The 24,583-nt window shown below is 32.2% G+C and carries 18 protein-coding genes; 9 read left to right on the forward strand and 9 right to left on the reverse strand.

Translation table 11 applies throughout. The features are described from left to right. The first annotated feature begins 1 nt into the window (after position 1). Entirely contained in the window at positions 2-3,559 is a 3,558-nt protein-coding gene (locus tag ACXIHB_RS01935; protein WP_462098773.1) for an ABC transporter permease/M1 family aminopeptidase, read from the forward strand. Between the two features lie 37 nt (positions 3,560-3,596). Here ACXIHB_RS01935 and thrC read toward each other — a convergent pair whose 3' ends face one another. Genes thrC through thrA form a run of 3 tightly spaced genes read right to left on the reverse strand, consistent with a single transcriptional unit; the run spans position 3,597 to position 8,264 of the window. Next, positions 3,597-4,877: a threonine synthase gene (gene thrC / locus ACXIHB_RS01940; protein ID WP_462098774.1), complete on the reverse strand. Its 1,281-nt coding sequence runs from the start codon at positions 4,875-4,877 to the stop codon at positions 3,597-3,599. 10 nt (positions 4,878-4,887) lie between these two features. Continuing rightward, positions 4,888-5,817, reverse strand: a complete 930-nt coding sequence (locus tag ACXIHB_RS01945) for a homoserine kinase (protein WP_462098775.1) — start codon at positions 5,815-5,817, stop codon at positions 4,888-4,890. A gap of 2 nt (positions 5,818-5,819) precedes the next feature. Then, entirely contained in the window at positions 5,820-8,264 is a 2,445-nt protein-coding gene (gene thrA / locus ACXIHB_RS01950) for a bifunctional aspartate kinase/homoserine dehydrogenase I (protein ID WP_462098776.1), read from the reverse strand. 687 nt (positions 8,265-8,951) lie between these two features. Between thrA and ACXIHB_RS01955 the strand changes: the two genes are divergently transcribed. Further along, on the forward strand, positions 8,952-9,803 hold the full coding sequence (locus ACXIHB_RS01955; RefSeq protein ID WP_462098777.1) for a hypothetical protein: 852 nt from the start codon (positions 8,952-8,954) through the stop codon (positions 9,801-9,803). Positions 9,804-9,998: 195 nt separating this feature from the next. After that, the gene (locus ACXIHB_RS01960; protein ID WP_462098778.1) at positions 9,999-10,457 is read left to right on the forward strand and encodes a hypothetical protein; all 459 of its coding nucleotides are present in this window, start codon (positions 9,999-10,001) and stop codon (positions 10,455-10,457) included. Between the two features lie 79 nt (positions 10,458-10,536). Here ACXIHB_RS01960 and ACXIHB_RS01965 read toward each other — a convergent pair whose 3' ends face one another. Together ACXIHB_RS01965 and ACXIHB_RS01970 are read right to left on the reverse strand one after the other, a co-directional pair. Then, a complete protein-coding gene (locus tag ACXIHB_RS01965; protein WP_462098779.1) occupies positions 10,537-11,715 on the reverse strand; it encodes an aspartate aminotransferase family protein in 1,179 nt (392 codons plus the stop codon). A gap of 5 nt (positions 11,716-11,720) precedes the next feature. Further along, on the reverse strand, positions 11,721-13,361 hold the full coding sequence (locus tag ACXIHB_RS01970; protein ID WP_462098780.1) for an OstA-like protein: 1,641 nt from the start codon (positions 13,359-13,361) through the stop codon (positions 11,721-11,723). 138 nt (positions 13,362-13,499) lie between these two features. Here ACXIHB_RS01970 and ACXIHB_RS01975 point away from each other — a divergent pair, with 138 nt between their 5' ends. The 4 genes from ACXIHB_RS01975 to ACXIHB_RS01990 all read left to right on the forward strand — a co-directional run bounded on the left by ACXIHB_RS01975 (position 13,500) and on the right by ACXIHB_RS01990 (position 18,046). Beyond that, on the forward strand, positions 13,500-14,930 hold the full coding sequence (locus tag ACXIHB_RS01975) for a pyridoxal phosphate-dependent decarboxylase family protein (RefSeq protein ID WP_159491212.1): 1,431 nt from the start codon (positions 13,500-13,502) through the stop codon (positions 14,928-14,930). A 187-nt stretch (positions 14,931-15,117) separates the two neighbouring features. Beyond that, positions 15,118-16,524: a copper-containing nitrite reductase gene (gene nirK / locus ACXIHB_RS01980; protein WP_462099327.1), complete on the forward strand. Its 1,407-nt coding sequence runs from the start codon at positions 15,118-15,120 to the stop codon at positions 16,522-16,524. Between the two features lie 29 nt (positions 16,525-16,553). Further along, complete coding sequence (locus ACXIHB_RS01985; protein ID WP_462098781.1) at positions 16,554-17,330, forward strand: formylglycine-generating enzyme family protein; 777 nt, start codon at positions 16,554-16,556, stop codon at positions 17,328-17,330. Continuing rightward, on the forward strand, positions 17,327-18,046 hold the full coding sequence (locus ACXIHB_RS01990) for an SCO family protein (RefSeq protein ID WP_462098782.1): 720 nt from the start codon (positions 17,327-17,329) through the stop codon (positions 18,044-18,046). The genes ACXIHB_RS01985 and ACXIHB_RS01990 overlap by 4 nt, the downstream gene beginning before the upstream one ends. A 57-nt stretch (positions 18,047-18,103) precedes the next feature. Here the strand turns inward: ACXIHB_RS01990 and ACXIHB_RS01995 are convergent, their stop codons facing one another. The 4 genes from ACXIHB_RS01995 to ACXIHB_RS02010 form a co-directional block, all read right to left on the reverse strand. Then, positions 18,104-18,637 carry a DUF1572 family protein gene (locus ACXIHB_RS01995; protein ID WP_462098783.1) on the reverse strand — a complete coding sequence of 178 codons (534 nt, stop codon included), beginning with the start codon at positions 18,635-18,637 and terminating at the stop codon, positions 18,104-18,106. A gap of 33 nt (positions 18,638-18,670) precedes the next feature. Continuing rightward, entirely contained in the window at positions 18,671-19,942 is a 1,272-nt protein-coding gene (locus ACXIHB_RS02000) for an adenylosuccinate synthase (RefSeq protein WP_047788907.1), read from the reverse strand. Positions 19,943-19,967: 25 nt separating this feature from the next. After that, the gene (locus ACXIHB_RS02005; RefSeq protein WP_047788906.1) at positions 19,968-20,417 is read right to left on the reverse strand and encodes a Fur family transcriptional regulator; all 450 of its coding nucleotides are present in this window, start codon (positions 20,415-20,417) and stop codon (positions 19,968-19,970) included. A gap of 75 nt (positions 20,418-20,492) precedes the next feature. Further along, positions 20,493-22,709 carry a RelA/SpoT family protein gene (locus tag ACXIHB_RS02010; protein WP_047788905.1) on the reverse strand — a complete coding sequence of 739 codons (2,217 nt, stop codon included), beginning with the start codon at positions 22,707-22,709 and terminating at the stop codon, positions 20,493-20,495. Positions 22,710-23,216: 507 nt separating this feature from the next. On the opposite strand from ACXIHB_RS02010, the gene ACXIHB_RS02015 reads away from it, so the two are divergent. Both ACXIHB_RS02015 and ACXIHB_RS02020 read left to right on the forward strand, forming a co-directional pair. Beyond that, positions 23,217-23,777, forward strand: coding sequence for an RNA polymerase sigma factor (locus ACXIHB_RS02015; RefSeq protein WP_047788904.1), 561 nt, complete (start codon positions 23,217-23,219; stop codon positions 23,775-23,777). After that, positions 23,764-24,543 carry a hypothetical protein gene (locus tag ACXIHB_RS02020; protein WP_173360875.1) on the forward strand — a complete coding sequence of 260 codons (780 nt, stop codon included), beginning with the start codon at positions 23,764-23,766 and terminating at the stop codon, positions 24,541-24,543. The genes ACXIHB_RS02015 and ACXIHB_RS02020 overlap by 14 nt, the downstream gene beginning before the upstream one ends. Positions 24,544-24,583 lie beyond the last annotated feature (40 nt).

The following is a 24,583-nucleotide window of genomic DNA, read 5'->3' on the forward strand; positions in this document are numbered from 1 at the left end:
TATGTTTAAGAAATTATTACAATTTGAAACGTATTATCAATTAAAACAACGAGCCTTTCCAATATTTTCAATATTATTTTTAGGATTAGGCTATTTTACAGGAAGTCAAGGTTATGCGCCTACTGGAGTAAACTTTAATGCTGTTTATCAAGTTTATTTTCATACAGGTCTTTTTACTTTAGGAAGTGTTTTTATTATTATGTTTTTTACGGTAACTGCTACCATAAGAGACAAACAGCATCATATGGAGGGCTTAATTTATAGCTCTTCAATAACAAAACAGCATTATTTTTGGAGTCGATTTTTAGGAGCATTTATATTTAGTGTTTTGGCTTTTTCTCCTTTTATAGTCGGCTATATATTAGGAAACTACTTTTCTGGTTTAGATGTAGAAAGGTTAGGAACTTTTAGTTTACTTAATTATATACAGCCTTGGTTTTATATAGTACTACCTAATATTTTTATATGTACTTCTTTAATATTCTCTGTGAGTATATTTACTAAAAATAGCATTGCAACTTACGCAAGTGCAGTATGCATTTATATGTTATATTTTGTAAGTTCTATTTTTTTAAATTCACCCTTATTAGCCCAATCTGTTCCTGCATCACCAGAAATGATGTCGGTAGCCGCAATAGCAGATTCTTTTGGAATAGCAGCTTTTTTTGAGCAAACTCAGTATTGGACAGCTCATCAGAAAAATACGCAGTTACTTTCTTTTTCAGGATTGTTTTTCTGGAATAGAATACTTTGGATAGCTTTTTCTCTTGGAATTTTGTTCCTTACCTATAAAAGGTTTTCTTTTAGAAAAATTACGAAGAAAGTAAAGAAACAAAAAACATTAAAAAACAATATAAAACAGCTAACTCCCTATAAAGCAATAGAAGGAACATATAATTTTACAGCACAAATAAAAGGGCTTTTGTCATTAGTCCGTTTAGAGTTAAATAGTGTGTTTAAAAGCTTACCTTTTTTAGTAATTGTAGCTATGTGGTTACTAATTGTTTTTTCTGAGTTGTATGCAAATTTTGTTGAAGGGCGTGAATACGGAGTAAGTGTATATCCATTTACAAATCAACTAATAGAACTTATTACAAATCCGTTAACCCTTTTCGGTCTTTTATTACTAATTTTTTATGGTTCAGAAATAGTATGGAGAGAACATAGCGTAAATTTTAATTTAATTATTGGGGCAACTCCAACTAAAAATTGGGTGTTTTTTGCGGCTAAGTTTATCAGTTTATCATTATTACCCATATTATTAATTGCTTTAGGAATATTTATGTGTATTACTTTTCAAGTTAGTTTAGGTTTTGAAAGTATAAACATTGGTATGTATGCTTCTGTATTTTATTATTATGGTTTACAGCTTATCATATACGCTATGCTAGCCGTGTTTATAAATAGTATAGCTAAAAGTAAGTATGTAGGAATGGGAGCTTTTGGTTTGTTAGTTATAATAAGTATGAAAGCTAACCTTTTAGGTTTAGAACACCCTTTAACAAGTATTGGTTTTATGCCTAGAGTAGCCTTGGGAGATATGGCTATGTATAATAGCAATACTACACAGTTTAATCATTTAGGGTTGTATTGGCTAGGAATAGGAGTCTTATTTGTTTTAATAGCTTTTAAAGTTTGGAATAGAGGAATGGTAAAAGGGTTTTCGTATAAAATAAAGCAACTAAAGCAAGGTTATAACTTAACAGAGAGGATATTACTTTTAAGCTTTTCTTTGTTAGTTATTGGAGCAGGAAGCTTAGTGTTTTACAATACCAATTTTCTTTCAGATTACCATACGAATGATGATAACTTAAATCTTAGTGAAGATTACGAACGTAAGTATAAACATTATCAAACGTTAGAAAAGCTATATCCAGTTTCTCAAAAAACAGAAGTAGCTATTTTTCCGAAGAAAAGAAAGTATACTGTCAAGGCAAATTATGTGTTAAAAAACAAGAGTAATGAAGCAGTATCCAAATTATTAATAACTGAACGAATACCTATAAAACAAATTCATTTAGAAAGAGCTCGTTTATCAACAAAAGATACTACACATGGAGCCTATGTGTTTGAATTTAAAGAGAAACTACAACCCAACGATTCTGTAGCTTATACTTTTGTTATAGAAAAAGAACTAAAAGGATATGAAGAAGACAAAAGTATTGTTAACAATGGTACCTATATAACTTTTAGAAACTTTGAGCCTATTATAGGGTATGCTTCTGGATTTGAAATTTTGGATAAAACAGAACGTAAAAAAAGAGGATTACCAGAAAGAGATGAGGATGATAACTCAGATGTGCATATAGCCTTAGAAGATATTAAAATTGAAAAAGTACGTTTTGAAACAGTTGTTTCTACAAATAAAGACCAAATAGCCATAAGCTCAGGAGATTTAATTAAAACTTGGTCAGAAAACGATAGAAACTATTACCACTACAAATCAAAAGGAAAAATATTACCTATGGTAGCCTATTTTTCTGCAAATTATACAACTAAAAAAGCAATATATAATAGAATCTCTATAGAACAATATTACAACGCTAGTCACGATTTTAATATTGATGAAATAGAGAAAAGTACAAAAGAAACCTTAGCATATTGTCAAGAAAATTTTGGAACGTATAATTTTAAACATGTTCGAATCGCAGAAGTTCCTTCACATTGGGGATTTGGTGGATTTGCACATCCAGGGGTTATTAGTATGACAGAAGATCGTTTATACTTGTCAGATGTTCGTGATGAAAACACCTTTAATTTAGTCGCTAAAAGAACAATTCATGAAGTAGCACATCAATGGTGGGGGCATACGTTAATAGCTAAGCCAGTAGCGGGTGGTTCTTTATTAGTAGAAGGATTAGCGAAATATACAGAAGCAGTAGTGTTAGAAAAGATGTACGGAAAAGGTGTTTTATATGAGTTAGCTGAAGATGCACGCAGGAGATATTTTTTAGGAAGAGCGTTTGGTGAAAACATTGAACCTCCAATTTATAAAGTACAAGAAGAAGGTTATATTTCTTATGGTAAAGCTTATACCGTATTAATGGCATTAAGAGATTTGATAGGAGAGAAGCAAGTTAATGACATAGTAAAAACCATTACACACCGACATCGATTTGAAAGTTCTCCTAAAGCACATACTATAGAATTACTTGAAGAAATATATAAGATTACTCCCAAAGAATATCACCTATTGGTAAAAGATTGGTTTAAAAAGGTAATAACTTACGATATAGCTGTAGAAAAAAGTTCGTATGAGGAGTTGCCGGATGGAGCCTATGAAGTTAAAGCAACAATAAAAGCGAAACGATTTGAAACACTATCAAACGGAGATATTAAAGAAATAGGGATTAACGAGCCTATTAAAATAGGAATCTTTACAACCCATCCTTTACAAGTAAAAGATAATAGTACTGTGTTGTATTATGAGTCTAAACAAATCAACCGAGAACTCATAGAAGTTTCGTTCATAGTAAATGAAAAGCCTAATTATATTGTGATAGACCCTTATGGAACTAGAAATGATGAAAATTTAGTAGATAATATAGTTAGATTGTAAGAATTAAAAATGCCTCACTTTTGAGGCATTTTTTGTGTTAAGCATTTAAAAAATCTTTCAATTCTTGATAGGAACTAATTTGTATAGCTTCTTTTTGTTTGTCTATTACAGATGCTATTTGTGGTGGAATTTCAACAGTTACATTTAAAACTTCTTCCACAACATCTAAAAATTTTACGGGATGTGCTGTTTCTAAGAAAATTCCATACTCGTTTTGTAATCCGTATTTTTTCAAACCTAAATACCCAACAGCTCCGTGTGGATCTGTAATATAGGTTGAGGTTTTATAGATGTTCTTCATAGTGTCACGAGTTTCGTCATCAGAAAAAGAAAAAGAAGAAAATGCAGCTTTTAAAAGCGCTAAATCGTTATTGAATAATTCTTGAATTCTGATAAAATTACTTGGATTTCCAACATCCATGGCATTAGAAATGGTCGCTTTAGATGGTTTAGGGTGATATTCACCACTAGCCAAATAATTAGGAACCGTATCATTTACATTGGTCGAAGCCACAAAATGTTTGATAGGTAACCCTAGTTTTTGCGCCATAATCCCTGCGCAAATATTCCCGAAATTTCCACTAGGCACTGAAAAAACTACTTCTTTATGTTGCTTATAAACTTGTTTATAGGCAAAGAAAAAGTAAAACATTTGGGGTAACCAACGAGCAATATTAATAGAGTTTGCTGAGGTTAACGTACGGTTGATTTCAGCATCTAAAAAAGCAGTTTTAACCATATCTTGACAATCGTCAAAAACACCATCAACCTCTAAAGCAGTAATGTTTTGTCCTAAAGTAGTCAATTGCTTCTCTTGAATATCACTTACTTTTCCGCTAGGGTAGAGGATGACCACATCTACACCTTTCACTCCTAAAAATCCATTAGCAACAGCACCTCCAGTATCGCCTGAAGTAGCTACCAATACGGTTACTTGTTGATTTTTATCGCGATTAAAGTACCCCAAGCAACGAGCCATAAAACGAGCTCCCACATCCTTAAAAGCCATGGTAGGTCCGTGAAATAATTCTAGTGTACCGATATTTTCTTCAATAGATACCACAGGAAACTCAAAATTGATGGTTTCTTTGATGATTTCTTGTAAAACGTCTTTCGGAATTTCATCACCCACAAATTGCTTGATGGCTTCATACGCAATTTCTTCATTAGAATATTCACCAATGTTATCAATGAACTCTTTTGGTAATGGAGTAACGTTTTCAGGAAAATATAATCCTCTATCTGGAGCTAATCCGTTTACAACAGCTTCTTCAAAGCTAACATTAGGTGATGTATGATTGAGACTATAATAGTTCATAATTTCGTGTTTAGTGTTGTTCTAAAATTTTAATTCCTTCTGTATTTATTTTAGAAAGAATCATGTTAAAATCAATTTGTTTGTCTTGATACGTGTTTTGAATGGTTTTATAAACGTTTTCGGCAGTTGCATCCCCTTTACATAAAGTGAAAATTGTAGGGCCTGAACCTGAAATTCCTGCTCCTAAAGCTCCTGCTTTAATTGCTTGTTGCTTCACTTCATCAAAATGAGGAATCAGATGTTTACGAGCAGGTTCAACAATAATATCGGTTAAGGAATCGGCGATTAATTGATAATCGTTGGTATGCAATCCACTAATCAATCCGCCAACATTCGCCCATTGTGTAACCGCATCTTTTAAAGGAACTTCTTTCGGTAATACCTCTCTAGCGTCTTTGGTTTTTACTTCAACTTGAGGATGGATAGCCACCACTCTTAAATCAGCAGGTACAGGAATTTTTACAATGCTCAAAGGTTTGTAACTACGTACCAATGTAAAACCACCATAAATAGCGGCAGAAACATTATCAGCTATCGGAGTTCCGCAAGTAGCTTCTTCTCCTAGCATAGCAAACTGAGTCAATTCAAGAGGAGAGAAGCTATTTCCTAATAACTGATTTACACCAAATGCAGCTCCCGCAGCACTGGCAGCACTACTTCCTAAACCACTTCCAGGAGTATATCCTTTGTGAATGGTAATATCGATACCAAAATCAACTGGATGCTTTTCTAACATCGCTAGCGCAACCACTCCCGCAGCATTTATTTGTGGGTTAGATGGTAAATCAGCTCCAGTTATTTTTGTGATTTTAACACCTTTTGTAATTGTTTTGGTAAAAGTCATCGTATCACCAACCGTTTCGAGCGCTAAGCCTAAAGCATCAAATCCGCAGGAAACATTGGCAACGGTTGCTGGTGAAAATATTTTTAAATAGTTCATTTTTATATATTATTTCCAATTCGTATCACATCAGCAAAAATTCCAGAAGCAGTTACTTCAGCACCTGCACCGGCTCCTTTTATTTGTAAGGGATTTACAGGATATCTATCTGTAAAAAACAATACGATATTGTCGCTACCTTCTAAATTGTAAAAAGGATGATCAAACGGAATGTGTTGTAAGCCAACACTTGCTTTTCCATCATTGAATTCAGCAACATATTTTAAACGACAATTTTTATCGGCAGCTTCTTTATATACTTGTTGAAAATGGCTTTCAAACTCGGTTAAAGAAGCATAAAAATCATCATTATTAGTAGTTTTTAAACTCTTTTCAGGTAAAAAAGCATTGTTTTCAATATCTGAAAGTTCTAGTTCATAACCACTTTCACGTGCAAGAATTAATATTTTTCGAGCTACATCAACACCACTCAAATCAATTTTAGGATCTGGTTCCGTGTATCCTTGTTCTTGTGCTTGTTGTACCACATCGTGAAAAGAAACATTCTCATTAAAATTATTGAAAACAAAGTTTAAAGAACCCGATAAGACCGCTTGTATTTTATGCACTCGATCACCAGAAGCAATTAAGTTTTTAAGCGTATCAATAATAGGTAAACCAGCACCCACATTGGTTTCAAATAAAAATGGTGCACTGTATTTTCGTGAAATGTGTTTTAACTTTTTGTAATTGTTGAGTTCAGAAGCACAGGCTATTTTATTGCACGTAACTACCCCTATATTGTTGGCTAAATAGTGTTCATATACTTCAGAAACTTTTTGATTAGCCGTATTGTCAATAAAAACTGAATTACGAAGGTTTAACGCTTTTGTTCTTTCAAAAAAACGTTCTAAAGAACTCGCTTCTCCGTTTTGTAATTGCTCTTTCCATGATTTTAAGCTGATACCACCTTCATCAAAAACCATTTGTTTAGAATTGGAAATCCCTACAACACGTACATTCAGTTTTAACTGTTCTTTTAAGTATTTTTTCTGCTGGTGGATTTGTGCTAAAAAGCGTTCCCCAACATTTCCTACACCCGTAACAAACAAGTTTAATTGCTTTATATTCTCTTCAAAGAACTGTTCGTGTAGCGTATTTAATGCTTTTTTGGCATCAGAACTATTGATAACAGCAGAAATGTTTTTTTCTGAAGCACCTTGGGCAATAGCACGAATATTCACGTTGTTTTTGCCTAAAGAACTGAACATTTGTCCGCTTAACCCTTGGTGATTTCTCATTTTATCACCTACCAAAGCGATAATTACCAGTCCTTGTTCTACAATAATCGGATCTATTTTATGACGCTCTATTTCAAAGGCAAAAGCTTCGTTAATTTTTAAGGCTGCTTTTTCAGCATCTTCATCATAAACCCCTACACAAATAGAGTGTTCAGAAGAAGCTTGCGTAATTAATACCACATTGATATTATGTGTCGATAATGTTTCGAATAAGCGTTTAGAAATGCCAGAAACACCTACCATGCCACTTCCTTCTAAGGTTAATAGCGTAATATTTTCGATATGAGAAATTCCTTTTACAGGTTTTCCGTTTTCGGTAATTTTAGAAATGAGTGTTCCTACATTTTCAGGTTCAAAAGTGTTTTTTATACGGATAGGAATTTCCTTTTCCAACACCGGTTGAATGGTAGGAGGGTAGATAACCTTTGCCCCGAAATGTGACAATTCCATGGCTTCTTGATACGAAATATGTGGAATAGGAAATGCCTGCTTTACCATATGCGGGTTTGCAGTGTACATTCCACTAACATCTGTCCATATTTGCAATTCATTAGCATTTACAGCAGCCGCATAAATAGCTGCAGAATAATCGGAACCTCCACGTCCTAAAGTAGTCGATTTCCCTTCTTTTGTACGAGCTATAAATCCAGGTAACAAAGTTACTCGGTGCTTATTATTGCCAAAATACTCCTTACAATTCACGTTAGTCACTTGAAAATCAACTTGTGCTTTATCAAAGGCGTTGGAAGTGATGATTAACTCTCTACTGTCTTTATATACCACATCTAGTTGCTTACTAGCTATGCTTGCAATAATGTATGAAGATAATAACTCACCAAAACCACTAATGGTAGCTAAAGTCTTGGGTGTAATTTCGTTTAGTAACAAACAACCTTCTAACAAGGTTTTTAACTGCTTAAAAAGCGATGTTATGTATGTTTTGACTTCTTCTTGTTGATTTTTAGGTACTAATTTTTCAATTACGTCAAAATGCAATTGCTCAACTTCTTGGTAGTTGTCAAGATAATTAGCATTGTTTTGAGCAGCTTGTTCTGCCGATGCAATGAGTTTATTTGTTGTTTTACCAAAGGCAGAAACCACCACAATAAGTTGGTTGTTTACAGAAGCATTGGCAATGACTTGTACTACTTTTTCTATATTTTGAGGGTTGGCTACTGAAGAACCACCAAATTTTAAAATGTTCATTTTAAAATGAATAATAAATTAAAAATAAGATTTTTTAAGCTATTTATCTGTTTTCAAGTCTTTTGAAAAAATAAATATATACGGAAATGATATGTATAGAAAATAACCCCTAAAGGGTTGTAGTGATAATTGTAGTTGTAGTGCCAACAAAAGAAGCCGTAATACTTACAGCTGGAATAGAGATAATATGTCTTTTGTTGCTTAACATTGAGTCAAATGTATAAATTATGTTCTAAAAAACAAGAAAAGTTGTTCTTTTTTGTAAAAAAATATTTGGATAGTACATATAACATAATCTTTTTGCTAAAAAAATAAGAAGAATAATATCAGCGACCCGTGCCGTGGTGTCTTCGGAGCGTGCCGTAATATCAGCGACTCGTGCCGTGATGTTAACGGAGCATGCCGTGATATCAGCGACCCAATAACGGGGAGTATTCAATAAAGTGTGTCAACTTATTTAAAGTTCCTCCTATTACTGAAGAGACAAGACAACCCTATTAGACTTCGTTTGCAATCCCGATAAAAAAGGGCAACTTTTTTATCTTATTTCTTTATATTTGAAGGTGTTAATAAAATTGCTAAAAGTTCCGCATACCCTACCGTAAAAGGAATATATAAGTAATTTTATTACGTATATAAACTAGTTGGCAAACATTAAAAGACCGATAAGACATTAAAAATTTCCAGATGAATTTTGAAGAGTTTAAGAAAGTAGTAAATAAAGACATAGAAGCTGACAAAACAGAACTGAACGAATTCCTCACTGAATGGCTCAAGAAACTACCGATTCCGACAGTGACTGTAAATCAGAATACATTTATTGAAAGAGCGGTAATTATATCTAAAAACGGTGAAGAATTCAATCTTGATAGATTATCATACATTCCTGAAAAATTAAAACATATAGCAAAGGAAGGTCGGTTTAACAATGCTAAAGAACCAATGTTTTACGCAGCATTTACCGATTTGGAGAAACCTGAAACCACAAGATATTTTTTAGCCACGGAATTAGACCACTCTCTGAAAGAAAAGCAAGACAAAGAATTCAACATTACAGTTACCAAATGGCTATCGATTGAAAGTTTTGAAGCAATATTTCTATTATTTAAAAATGACTATTGCACAAACACCTTAACGTCTAAGGCTCTAGAACAGATTAGAAACTCAAACGAATTCAAAAAACTAAAAAGTGAAGAAATAGAGTTTTTTGAATTAATCACTGACGAAATTGCAAAACCACATTCCGCGAATAATTACTCAATTACGAATATCGTTTTCGAATTTTATAAAAAGAAAGGATATAAAGCGATAGTTTATCCAGGAGTTAGAAGCAAGTACAGGGGAAATAACATTGCCATGTTACCTGAAATAACTGACAACAATTGGATTTGTTGTTTTGGCGCAGAATTCAAGCTAACTCAGACAGGAGATGATATAAAGATGCAAGCTGTCTACAAAATAAATTTGAAGCAAGACAAATTAGTTTACAGCAAATTCGGGAAAAGCGAATTTGGAAATGAAACCAGAATTGATAAATAAAAAACGTTTGCCAACACAGCATATAGCTTATGGCGGGTGAACGACTGCCATCAAGGTTTCTGCTCCTTAGCCAGCTTTGGTTACGGGGGGACGGGAAAGTGCTTCGAAACCGCCACAAGCCATATGCAAACCGTTGTGTATCATTAAAAAAATGAAATAGTTGACAAAGAATTAATCTAACTTGAATAAAAAAACATGAAATTAGCAATTGTAATAGAAGGACATCAAAACTCAGGAAAAACTTCAACCATTAAAGAATTGATTAACTCCTATGGAAATAAATCTATTTCACAAATGAAAAGAGGATGGCAAAAACTGTTTTTAAACTCAATATTTAAGTATTTAAAATTAGACATTTACTGTGTTCCTGCATCACCTTCTGAAACAAATATTGAATTAATTAAAAGGTTTCCTAATTGGGTACCTGAAGTTTTAATTGTTGCCGTACAACCTAATGGACAACACTATTCCAGTAGTATGTCATTTTTGACTAATAATAATTACCAAATTTTGAAATATAGTTTAACCAATAATAACGGAAATTTAGATTGGGATAGATTTGATTCATCTACTAAACAAAATAAACTGAGCAATAGAGCGGATGAAATTATTTTCGATATTAGAAGTTTCATAAACAACAACAATCTAATATAAAAAATGCTACACAACAATGCCTCCTATGAAAAGCACTAGTTTAGTTATATCTATTTTAGGGTGTTGAATTATTGATAAACTACAATTTGTCTAACTCACTTATAATAAGATTACACCCTTTTTCTATTTCCTCATCAGAAATAGTTAGTGGAGGGGTGATACGAATGGCTCTTCCTTCAAAAAGTAACCAGAATAAAATTAGCTCTTTATCTAAACAGTTTAAAATAACTTGTGAGGCTTCTTCAGGAGTATCTACTAATAAAGCAAGCATTAATCCTTTTCCTCTAATTTCTTTAACCGCAGGGTGATTCTTAAAGGCATCGCGAATAATTTTTTCTTTTCGTAAGGCTTCTTCCATTAAGTTAGAGGAAGTGATTTCTTGTACCGTAGCTAAACCAGCACTCGCAATTAAAGGATGTCCGCCAAACGTAGTAATATGTCCTAATTTCGGGTGTTCTTTTAAACAGTTCATTATCTCAAAAGAAGTAATAAAAGCGCCAATTGGCATTCCGCCACCTAAACCTTTACCCGTAATAATAATATCTGGAGTAACATTGTAATTTTCAAATCCCCAAAATTTTCCTGTACGTCCAACTCCAGATTGGATTTCATCCAAAATTAACAAGGCGCCAACTTCATCACAACGTTGTTTTACTTTTACTAAGTAATCATTTTTAGGTTCGATAAATCCTGCACCTCCTTGGATGGTTTCTAGGATAACACCAGCTGTTTTAGATGTTATTTTTTCTAAATCTACTTCGTTGTTGTATTCAATAAACTTACTTCCTGGAATTAACGGACGAAATGCTCGGTTTTGTTGTTCAGCACCGCAAACACTCATAGCACCTTGTGTATTTCCATGATACGCATTTTTAGCGGCAACAATTTCACTTCTACCCGTAAAACGTTTGGCTAACTTTAAAGCACCTTCGGTAGCTTCGGTACCAGAATTTACCAAATAAACAGACGAAAGACTAGGAGGTAAGGTAGCAGCCAAAGCTTTGCACAATTCTAATTGTGGTTTTTGAATAAATTCTCCATACACCATTACATGCGTATACTGCTCTAATTGATTTTTTATAGCTTCATTTACTTTAGGGTGGTTATGTCCTAAACTATTTGCAGAAACTCCTGCAACAAAATCTAACATCGCTTTTCCGTTGCTATCATAAATATAACTTCCTTTGGCATGTGAAATTTCAATAGCTAAAGGATGTGGGGTTGTTTGTCCTTGGTATTTAAAAAAATCGTCTTTCACAGAAATTATTTTAATTTTTTAAGATTAAGCTTTTTTTGTTCTTTCTTATTTTTTGAAGTTTCTTCGATAAACATTTCCTTAGCTTCTTTTACAACATCAGGTTGTTTTTTTCTTTTTGATGGAACGGTAGAAGTAGCGTCTTTTATAAAAATATCTTCCACAGTTAAGGGTTGTTCATCTCCTCGCCATAAAAAGCCTTTGAATTTTTTTTCGTCAGAAGGGAATTCAGAAGGAGGAAAAGTTTTTCCTTCAGATTTTTTAAAGTATTTAGTTTGTATTATTTCTCCTTCTTCTAAAATAAATTCAATATCACTAGCTATTTCTTTGGTAATTGTTTCTAATTCTTGTGTTTTTTCGTTGTTACTGTAGTATAAAGATTCTGCATTACCCTTAACTAACATTGTTCTTAATTCTTCTTTTTCAAACTTTCCATAAATATTTCTTCCTTTAATTTGATTAAAGTTTTCTGTATGAACGGAGTCTTGTTGAATCATAAAACCATTTTGTAATACTTTTAAAGAGTCAAGTTTATTTGTTTCTTTATTAGATACTAACTGAATGCTGTCTCCTGTAATTTGACTTTTATTAGACCATAATATGGGATTTTTAAACATTCTGGTTAATCCCGTTTCTTGACTGCTGTGAATAGAGTCGCATTTTCCTTGTAAATCGGACTTGAATATTTTTACATTGTTAAAAATTCTAGCAATACGTTTTTCTGGTTTACCAGTAAGTAAAATTTTATCGCCCGCAACATGCATAGAGTCTTTTTCAAATACAGAAATAGCAACAGCTCTATCAATTATAAATAAAGAATCTTTGAGTTCGTATAATTCAGCATAATTTCCTTTTGCTACCATATTTTGAACGGTATCAACTACTTTTATATTGTTGGTTGCAGAAGCAAAACCGTTACGTTTATCATAGTACAAACTATCGGCAGAAACGGTTCGTTCTTTTAAAAATAATTTTGCACGTTTTACAAAGTATGAAACATCGGTATTTGTATCGTAAAAACCTCTTTCAGAATATACTTTAGTGCTATCTTTTAAATTAGTAATGGTACTTGGCCCGTATAAATAAGCTAAGTTAGTATTGGTATAATAATCTAAATGGTTAGACTCTAAATGATTTTCAGAGTTTACAACTGTTACTTTTGTTTTAGCAGTAAACTTTTTTTCTCTTAATAGATAAGTTCCTTTTACACTTTTTAGAGTGTTTTTTGTATCACGGATAGTTCCTCCGTTTGGGTAGTATAATACTTGGTTGATTCTGTCAAAATGAAGCGTATCAGTTTTTAGCGTCATTTCTTTATCATTAATTTCTACGTTCCCCCAAGATTTTGCCTTTTTTGTATTTCCATTATAAGTAGCAAAATCACTGTATTGAATAATACTATCTCCTTGTTCAATAATTACTTCACCAATGGCCTTAAATAAGTTTTTGTCTTTGTAAAGTAGAGCTCTTTTACAATCTAAAGTAGCACCTTCGTGTGACATTTTAACTTTTCCTATAAGTATAGTAGCTCCAGGGTACTTGCTTTCATCGGCAGTACTTAGTTCGGTAGAAAGGATTTTGATTTTTTTTGTTTGAGAAAAACTTACAACAGAAAATAATATAAAAGTTAGTAGAAATAGTTTTTTCAAAATAATACGATTTAATGCACAAAAATAATGAAAAGAATATGCCAAAATCTTAATAAAGAAATAAAATTATCAAGATAAATAAAAGGCTGTCATTTAGTAAATGGTTAATTTTGTAGCAAATTAAAAAATTATAAAGATATGAGCGCTCATTTTGATTTATCAAAAGAAGAGATGAAGTCTTACGGATATAAAATTGTAGATATAATTGCAGAACATTGGGCTACTTTAGAGCAAAAAAAGCCTGTTGCTAGTGCTTCTAGAAAAGAAATGGATAGTATTTTCTTACAAGAAGCACCAAACGAAGGAATGTCTGCTGAAAAGGTACTAGATTTTGTGATGGATAATGTAATACCAAACAGTACAGTTATTTCTCACCCTAAAGCATATTCATTTGTACCTGGACCTAGTAACTTTATTAGTACTATGGCTGATAGTTTAGCTACTGGATTCAATATTTTTTCTGGTGGATGGATGGTTTCTCCAGCAGCAGCTGAGTTAGAAATTGTAACAATGAACTGGTTACTAAAAATGTATAATTTCCCTGTTGAAAAAGGAGGAGGAATTTTTACCAGTGGTGGTTCTATGGCAAACTTAACAGCTTTGGTTACCGCGAGACGTTTGAAATGTGGAGATGATTTTTCTAAAGCGGTGATTTATTTGTCTGATCAGGCACACTCTTCAAATATTAAAGCAATTCGTGTTTTAGGGTTCAAAAAGGAACAAATTCGAATTTTACCAACAGATTTAGAGTTTAGAATTAGTATTAACAAATTAAAAAATGCTATAGCAAAAGACCGACTAGAAGGGTTGCAACCATTTTGTTACATCGCTTCTGCGGGAACCACCAACACAGGTACTGTAGATCCTTTAAATGAAATAGCTGACATTTGTGAAGAGGAAGATTTATGGTTCCATATTGATGGAGCTTATGGTGGAGCCGCTATTTTAGCTGAAAAAGGAGCCAAAGCTTTACGAGGAATTGAAAGAGCTGACTCTCTTACTGTAGATCCGCATAAATGGTTTTACCAACCTTATGAAATTGGTTGCTTATTAGTAAAAGATGCTTCTTGGTTAAGTGGTACTTTTAGTGAAAAACCAGAATATTTACGCGATATTGAAGGAAATGAATCTGAGATTAACTTTTACGATTACGGAATTCAGTTAACAAGACGTTTTAGAGCTTTAAAATTTTATATGTCTATTAAAACATATGGATTAGATGCTTTTAAAGAAGCTGTTACTTACAACATCCAATTAGCTGATGATGTAGAAAAGATGCTGCGTAAAAGTAGAAATTGGGAAATTATTTCACCAGCTACCTTGGCAGTAATTAATTTTAGATATAATCCTATTGGATTAAACTTATCAGAAAAAGAAATTGATGAATTAAATCAGAAAATTTCTCAAAAGATAATGGAATCAAGAGAAGCGTTTTTAGTAACTACAATATTAAATAAGCAAGTAGTGCTTAGAATGTGTCTGATAAACCCAAAAACAACTATGGATGATGTGAAAGAAACCTTGGAGTTGTGTCATCAATTTGGTAAAGAAATTTTAAAAGAAAAATAGATTAAAAGGAGCTCTAAGCTCCTTTTTTTGTTTTTATGATAAAAATCATATTTCAAAAGCTTTTCTCTTAGTAGCTTTGTTTGTATAAAAGATAAAAAAGTCTTTTATAAGATTATTAATAACTACATCAATAGAAGAGATGAAACAAGTGAAAACAATTTCAATGGTTTTAGCAGCTATGTTTTTAATGGCAAGTTGTAAAAATGAAAAATCTGAAAGTATTGTAATGCAAAGTGCTTCAGATATAGCAGTTAAAGGAACGATAGAAGCAGAATTAACAGCTCCGCCTTATGTTCCGGCACCTGTTGGTAATAGATCAGCTAAAAAGTTACTGGTAAATATGGAAATTCTTGAAAAAGAAGGAACTATGACAGATGGTGTAGAATATGTGTACTGGACGTTTGGTGGTTCTGTTCCAGGTAGCTTTATAAGAACTAGAGTAGGAGATGAAGTAGAATTTACCTTATCTAATCACCCAGATAATAGATTACCTCATAATATCGATTTGCATGCCGTAACTGGACCTGGAGGAGGTGCTACTTCTTCATTTGTAGCGCCTGGTCATGAAAAAACATTCTCATTTAAAACATTAAATCCTGGATTATATGTATATCACTGTGCTACTGCACCTGTAGGAATGCATATTGCAAACGGAATGTATGGATTAATTTTAGTAGAGCCTGAAGGAGGTTTACCAAAAGTAGATAAGGAATACTACATTATGCAAGGAGATTTCTATACAAAAGGGGAAAACGGAGAACCTGGTTTACAACCTTTTGATATGAGAAAAGCAGTAGACGAAGATGCAGATTATGTAGTGTTTAACGGAAGTGTAGGAGCTTTAACAGGAGATAATGCAATTACCGCTAATGTTGGTGAAACAGTACGTTTATTCGTAGGTAACGGAGGTCCTAACTTAACATCATCTTTCCATGTTATTGGTGAAATTTTTGACAATGTTCATGTTGAAGGCGGTTCTGTGATTAATAAAGATGTACAAACAACTTCTATTCCGGCAGGAGGAGCAGCAATAGTTGACTTCAAAGTAGATGTTCCGGGTACTTTTATTTTAGTAGATCATGCTATTTTTAGAGCGTTTAACAAAGGTGCTTTAGGAATGTTAAAGGTAAAGGGAGAAGAAAGCAAAAAGATTTATTCAGGAGTAAAACAAGAAGGTATTTATAACCCTGAAGGAGGTACTATTCAAGAAATGCCAAATGGTAAAGAAGATAAAGCTGTAGCTTCCAAGCAAGAAAAATCATTAGCACAAAAAATAGCAGATGGTAAACAGATTTATACGAAAACGTGTTTTGCTTGTCACCAAGCTAATGGTGAAGGAATTCCAAATGCATTTCCTCCTTTAGCCAAATCAGATTATTTAAATGCTGATGTAAAGAGAGCTATAGATATTATTTTACATGGTAAAACAGGAGAAATTACAGTAAACGGTCAAAAATATAATAGTGTAATGACCAAGCAAGCGTTGAACGATCAAGAAGTAGCAGATGTACTAACCTATGTTTACAATTCTTGGGGAAATAATAAAACCAACGTTAGTGTAAATACTGTAATGGAAGTAAAAAGTACTCACTAAAATTGTAGTTAAACTCTAAATTATAAGAAATGAAAACTATTTTAAGATTGACAATTTGTATATTTTTCTTAGGCATTTCCAATATGAATTGTCAATCTAAAATGGTTCCTATTAAAGGTGGTAGTTATATTCCTTTGTATGGAAGAGATTCAGCAAGAGTAACGATTCAAGATTTTTTAATGGATGTATATCCTGTAACTAATGAAGATTTTTTACAATTTGTGAAAGAAAATCCAAAGTGGAGAAAATCTAAAGTAATTAAACTTTTTACAGATAAAAGTTACCTGATTAATTGGAAAAATGATACAGAAATAGGGGAGAAGGTTAACTTAAAATCACCAGTAACCAATGTTTCATGGTTTGCAGCAAAATGTTACTGTGAACAGCAAGGAAAACGATTACCAACAGTAGATGAATGGGAATATGTAGGAATGGCAAATCAAAAACTAGCAGATGCAAGAACCTTAGAAACGTATAATGAATACATTTTAAGTTGGTATGAAAAGCCAAGAACATTTAATAATATTATAGGGTCAACATTTAAAAACTATTGGGGAGTGTATGATATGCACGGATTGGTTTGGGAATGGACCTCTGATTTTAATTCAGTATTAGTATCAGGAGAATCTAGAAAAGACGTTGACAATGATAGTAATTTGTTTTGTGGTAGTGCAGCAGTAGGATCAACAGATTTAATGAATTATGCAGCTTTTATGCGTTATGCTACCCGTGGAAGTTTAAAAGCTAAACACACAATGAGAAACTTAGGTTTTAGATGTGTAAAAGATAAAAATATAGCACAATGAAAGTAGTAAAATATATAATGATACTTCTTTTTTCAATTACGTTAGTAAGTTCTTGTAAAAGAGAAAAAAGCAACACAAATTTAGCAACTGTATATGAATGTCCGATGTTTTGTGAGGGAGATAAAACATATACAGAAGAAGGAAGTTGTCCGGTTTGTAAAATGGATTTAACACAGAAAGATAAAAAAGAAACTAAAGAGTTAGCTTTAGCTACTGATATTTCTGAAAGTTCTATATTTAATTTAACATCAGAATGGAAAACCGAAGAGAATAAAACGATTCATTTAGAAGATTTAAGAGGAAAAACTTTGGTAATGGTCATGATTTATACTACGTGTAAAGCTGCTTGCCCCAGATTGGTTGCTGATATGCGTAATATTGAGGCTAAAATACCTAAAGAATATAACGAAGACTTACAATACGTTTTAATTAGTATTGACCCTAAAAATGATACTCCAGAACGATTAAAGGCTTTTGCGAAAGAGAACTTTATGGATGATGAACATTGGACTTTTTTACAAGGTACAGAAGAATCTGTTAGAGAATTTGCCAATGTACTAGCTGTGAAATACAAACAAATTTCTCCATTAGATTTTTCACACTCAAATATCATCAGTGTATTTAATCCGGAAGGGGAGTTAGTGCACCAACAAGAAGGTTTAGGTGTAGATAATAAAGAAACTATAGCGAGTATTTTGGAAACAGTAAAAAATTAGTTGCCATAAACATGTTTCCTATTAAAAACGTCTTTTAAAAATTTAAAAGACGTTTTTTTATGAGTTGTTTTTTTCAAACTGAGCTTGTATAAACTCTTTAGATTTTCCTTTGGCAATAGAAGCTGTTTGCCATTTATCATTTAAAATCATTTTACCTACATAAGCTATTTGACCAATGTGATATGGAAAATGAGCTATTTGCCTCGTAATACTTTCAATTAACTTAACTTGTTTATTTCTGATAAGAATAGGTTGATTGAAGTTTTCCTCATTTAATGAATCTAAAGCAGCAAAAAGACAGTTCCAACCCTTTTCCCATTGAGAAATCAATTCTTTTTTTGATAAATCATGAGTTTCAAACTCAGCATCTCTATCTCTCCATTCTTTTTCTCCATCAGAAGTAAAAAAGTCTGTCCAACGCGACAACATGTTTTCAGATACATGAACAATAATAGCAGCTATACTGTTACTTTCTTCATTGTATTTCCAGTGTAAGCCTTTTTCTTCTAATTGAGCAATCGTTTTATCAGCTACTTCTTTGTACGATTTAAACTGGGTAGTGATATTCTCTAAGTACTCTTTTACCATCATAAAAAAGGAGCTCAATTGAGCTCCTCTAAATTTTTATCTATTAATTGTTTGTTTCCTATCAGGTCCTACTGAAACTATTTTTACAGGTACACCCGTTTCTTTTTCAATAAACGCGATGTAGTCTAATAAGTTTTGAGGTAAATCATCGGCAGAAGTCATTTTTGTTAAATCATCTTCCCAACCTTTGAATTCTGTATAGTTAACACTTACATTTTCTGGTTCAATATTATAAGGTAAGTGAGAAATTTCTTCTCCTTTATAGTTGTATGAAGTACAAACTTTTAAGGTATCGAAACCAGATAATACATCACCTTTCATCATCATTAATTGCGTAACACCGTTTACATCAACAGCATACTTTAAAGCAACTAGATCTAACCATCCACAACGACGAGCACGTCCAGTTGTAGCTCCAAATTCATGACCAACTTTCGCCATAGTAGCTCCGTCTTCATCAAATAATTCAGTAGGGAAAGGTCCAGAGCCTACACGAGTAGTGTATGCTTTAAAAATCCCGAAAACCTCACCAATTCTATTAGGAGCAACCCCTAAACCAGTACAAGCCCCAGCAGCGGTAGTATTGGATGAAGTTACAAAAGGGTATGTTCCAAAATCAATATCTAATAATGATCCTTGAGCTCCTTCAGCTAAAATAGTTTTACCTTCTTTAATAGCATTGTTTAAAAACTCTTCAGAATCAATAAACTGTAATGTTTTTAATTTTTCAATTCCTCTAGAAAATTCAGCTTCTAACTCGTCTAAATCATAATCGATTTGAACATCAAAGTATGCTAACATACTTAAATGCTTTTCAGTTAAAGCTCTATATTTCTCTTTCCAGTTATCTAATTCTAAATCACCAACACGCATTCCGTTTCTACCAGTTTTGTCCATATAAGTAGGGCCAATTCCTTTTAAAGTAGAACCGATTTTTGCTTTTCCTTTTGAAGTTTCAGAAGCTGCGTCTAATAATCGGTGAGTAGGTAAAATTAAATGTGCTTTACGAGAAATTAATAATTTAGAAGTATAATCAATATTATGCTTATCTAAGTTTTCTAATTCTTTTTTAAAGATAACAGGGTCAATAACCACTCCGTTACCTACTACATTTAAAGCTGTTTTATGAAAAATTCCTGAAGGAATGGTGTGTAATACATGTTTGTTTCCATCAAAAATTAGTGTGTGACCAGCATTTGGACCTCCTTGAAAACGCGCGATTATATCGTAGTTTTTTGTTAAAACGTCTACAATCTTACCTTTTCCTTCATCTCCCCATTGTAGTCCGAGTAATAAATCTACTGCCATTTAGTGTGTTGTTAAGTGTTGTGTTTTATTTGTTGTTTCTTTTTGTTCCGTAGAAATAAAGTGAATGGTTGTGAATGTCTATATCGAAAACATCTTCAATTGTTTTTTTAATGATTTGAATTCTTGGGTCACAAAACTCTTTTACTTCACCACTATCTGTAAGTATTACGTGGTCGTGATTTTTATCGAAGTAACTTTTTTCGTAACGAGCCATTGATTGACCTTCAAACTGATGTTTACGAACCAAACCACAGTCTAGCAACAAATCCATCGTATTATAAAGAGTAGCTCTACTAACACGATAGTTTTTGTTTTTCATTTTAATGTATAGAGATTCAATATCAAAATGTTCTTCAGCGTCATAAATTTCTTGCAAAATAGCATAGCGTTCTGGTGTTTTACGATGCTTGTTCTCTTCTAAAAAAGAAGTGAATACTTTTTTTACAATTTCTTGATTTTCGGCTGAATTACTCATTTATTTTTTAAATTTTACGAAAGGACAAATTTACGTTTATTTCTTGATAAAAAACAAGGATGTTAAAAACGAAATTTACAAAGTATTAACACGTTCAACTTTTTGAACGCCTTCTACTTGTTTCATGTTGTTAATTAATTTATCGAGTTGTGTCTTATTTTTTACACTTAATGATAGTTTTCCGTCAAATACACCATTATCTCCAGATATATTAATACTATGTATAAATACATCCATGCTATTGGAAATAATTTTAGTAATATTATTTACTATTCCTTTATTGTCAATTCCAGAAAGGTGTAAAATGGCTGTAAATTCTTGCTTGGTGGAATCAATCCACTTTGCAGGCATAATTCTGTAAGCATAGTTTGATTGTAATGAAATAGCATTTGGGCAATCGTTTTTGTGCACTTTAATACCTTCATTAATAGTTACAAAACCAAAAACTTTATCACCAGGAATTGGAGAGCAGCATTTAGCCAAAGTATAATCTAATGTTTGTTCTTCTTTACCAAAAACAAGTGCATCGTATTTGTTTGTAACTTCTTCTTTTTCGGATATTTCTTTTGATGGAGAACGCCTAAATGTACTTTTAATAAAGCCCATGAAGCGATTACTTCTCTGAGCAACAAAGTCTTTAAGTTGTGTGTTATCTATGGCTCCATTACCAACTCGATAGAATAAATCGAAGCTAGTTTTTAGCCCAAAATAACTTGCTAATTCATGAATAACCTTTTCACTGGAGTTGATTTTTAAATGACGCAGTTTTCGTTGTAAAATAGCTTTTCCTTCTTCTGCTATTTTCTTTTCTTCTGCTTTTAAAGCTGATTTAATTTTAGCTCGTGCTCTTGCAGTAATAACAAAATCTAACCAGCGTACATTGGGTTTATTGTTAGAAGCGGTGAGTACTTCTACTTGATCTCCACTTTTTAATTCGTGACTTAACGGAACTAATTTTCCATTTACTTTAGCTCCACGACATTTTAATCCAACATCGGTATGTACAGAAAAGGCAAAATCTAATGCTGAGGCTCCTTTTGGAAGTGATTTTAAATCTCCTTTAGGAGTAAATACATAAATTTCTTTAGCATAAAGATTAAGTTTAAAATCTTCGACAAAATCTACAGCATCTAAACTTTGATTTTCTAAACTTTCTTTTAAACGATTTAACCATCCTTCTAAACCATTTTCTTTAACAGCTCCTTGTTTATATTTAAAGTGGGCTGCATAACCTTTTTCGGCTATTTCATCCATTCTTTCAGAACGGATTTGAACTTCTACCCATTTAGCTTGGGGACCAATTACAGTTATATGTAATGCTTCGTATCCAGTTGATTTTGGCTGAGAAATCCAATCTCTTAATCTGGCAGGATTTGGTTTAAAAAAGTCTGTAACGATAGAGTATATTTTCCAAGCATCAAACTTTTCATCGTCAGAAGTTGGTTTGTATATAATACGAATAGCAAATTTGTCGTACACTTCATCAAAAGTTACGTTTTGTTTACGCATTTTTCTACGGATAGAAAAAATAGATTTAAAACGTCCCTTTATTTCATAAGTAAATCCTTCTTTGTTTAAAGCTTCTTTTAAAACACTAGTAAAACTATCAATATATCTCTGTTGATCTTCTTTACTTTCTTTTATCTTGTTAGCAATATCTCTATATACATCAGGCTCTGTGTACTTTAAGCCAAGGTCTTCAAGTTCAGTTTTAATATTATAAAGTCCTAAACGATGTGCAAGAGGAGCATAAATATACAAGGTTTCAGAGGCTATCTTTACCTGTTTATGAGGCGGCATAGAATCCATAGTTTGCATATTATGTAACCTATCAGCAATTTTAATAAGTATTACCCTAACGTCATCATGTAATGTGAGTAACATTTTTCTAAAATTCTCTGCTTGGATAGAGTAGTCTTGCTCTTGTTTTAAGTTTGATATTTTAGTTAATCCGCTTACAATACGAGCAATGTTTTCTCCAAATAAGCGCTCCATATCATCCAAAGTATAATGCGTGTCCTCAACAACATCATGTAGTAGAGCAGCAGCAATAGATGTTGCACCTAAACCAATTTCATCTGCAACTATTTTTGCTACAGCTATAGGGTGATAAATATAAGGTTCTCCTGATTTTCTACGTTGTTCAGAATGTGCTTCTACAGCAATATCAAAAGCTTTGCGTATCAGTTTTTTATCGTCTTCTGATAATGTTTGATATGTACCTTTTAACAAATTTTTATATCTACTGGCTATTTCTTTATTTTCTTCTTCTATCGTCACATTATAACTCATACAATAAAACTCTTTTACTTAACTGGATTAAAATAAAAATAATATAAAGAATTATATTGAGCAAGTTTTATATACAAATGTTTTATATAAGCTCGTTACTTTTATATAAATTATAAAAACGAAAGAAATAGTGATAATTCACTGGTTAAAAAAATAACGACTAACCAAGTAGTCATAGAGGTGTCTGATGGTTTTTCTAATAGCTTTCTTTTTCAAACCCTTATGATAATAATCTGGAAAGAGACGGAGCAGATGTTAACATATAATAGACAGACATGACCTAAAAATATTTAGGGTTTTTCCTGTAAAAACATATAGATTTATAACATAACTTTATACTTTATTTAAAATTAAGTAACTACATAACAAGTCCCCCCGAAATATCATTATAAGATGATATTTGACCTCCGGTTAATAAAGTTCGGAGGTTTTTTTATTCTTCGGGCAACCTTTTTTCAAATCAGGTAGTCTTTATATTTGTAAGGCTACAAAAAAGTAACTATTGATTTGAAAATTATTTCATTACATAACAAAGAAGCTTCGCTTATAAAACAAGCAAAAAAACAAAGCAGAGAAGCTCAACAACAAATATTTGAGCAGTATTCTCCAAAAATGTTAGGAGTTTGTAGACAGTATGTTAAAGATTTACATCATGCGGAAGATTTAATGCTACAAGGTTTTTTTAAAGTTTTTACAAATATTGAAAAATTTAAAGGAGAGGGAAGTTTTGAAGGTTGGATTCGTAGAATTATGGTAAATACTAGTATTAGTTATTTACGAAAAAAGAATCCAGTTCAAGTATCAGATGAAGACTTTGTTTTTAATGATGCTGCAACAGAAAGCCTTGAAAACACATCGGCAGAAGATATACAAAAGTTAATAGATGAGTTACCTGAAGGGTATAAGTTAGTTTTTAACTTATATGCTATTGAAGGATATAAGCATTCAGAAATAGCAGAAAAATTACAAATTTCTGAAAGTACCTCTAAGTCACAATTATTTAAAGCTCGTAAATATTTACAAGCTAGTTACGAGAAAATTAATCAAGTAAGAAATGTCAAGCAATAATATTGATAAACATATAGCAGAAAAGCTAAAGAACAGAGAGCTTAAGCCATCCAACTCAGCATGGGAAAGGTTAGAGACTCGTTTAGATAATCAGGAGGCAACAAAGAAAAGAAACTGGTTTTTATATATAGGTTATGCAGCTGGTTTAGCTTTATTAATAAGCTTTGTAGCTCTCTACTTTACAGGTTCAGATTCAAAAACGCTAATAGAAGAAGTTATAGTTAATACTTCAATAGATACACTAAAAATTAATAATAAAGGTATAGAGAAATTTATTAAGAACACAGATGAAGCTGTGGTGGAGTTAGAAGAAAAGAAGCAAGAGAAACAGATAAGAAAGAAGAAAAAGATTACAGTAATTAGGAGTTCTACCTTAAGAGAAGAAGAAAAAGTCTTTAAAAACATCCAAAATCAAGAATTACCAAGAGAAGAGGAGGTAGTAGCAAAGATGGATAAACCAATAGTAACAAAAAAGAAAGAATTTAATTCAAGAGTTAAAGTAAATAGTGATGATTTATTATTTTCAGTAACACATACTCCAAATGAAGTTAAAGAATATTATGCAAAGCATAAGTTGAAAAGAGAAGATGTGTTAAAAGCTATTGAAGATGAATTAAAAGAATCAAACTTAAAAATAGATCCTAGCATCATTTTAGCAGAAGTTGAAAGAACGATTGATGATGAAGAGTTTAAGGGAGACTTTATGCAAAAACTAAAATCAAGAATATCCGACATTGCGGTAGCGATTGTTGATAGAAATAAATAAAGCGCTTATTAATTATCGATAATTAACCATTCAAAATTAT

This window comes from Tenacibaculum sp. IMCC1, from assembly GCF_054906355.1.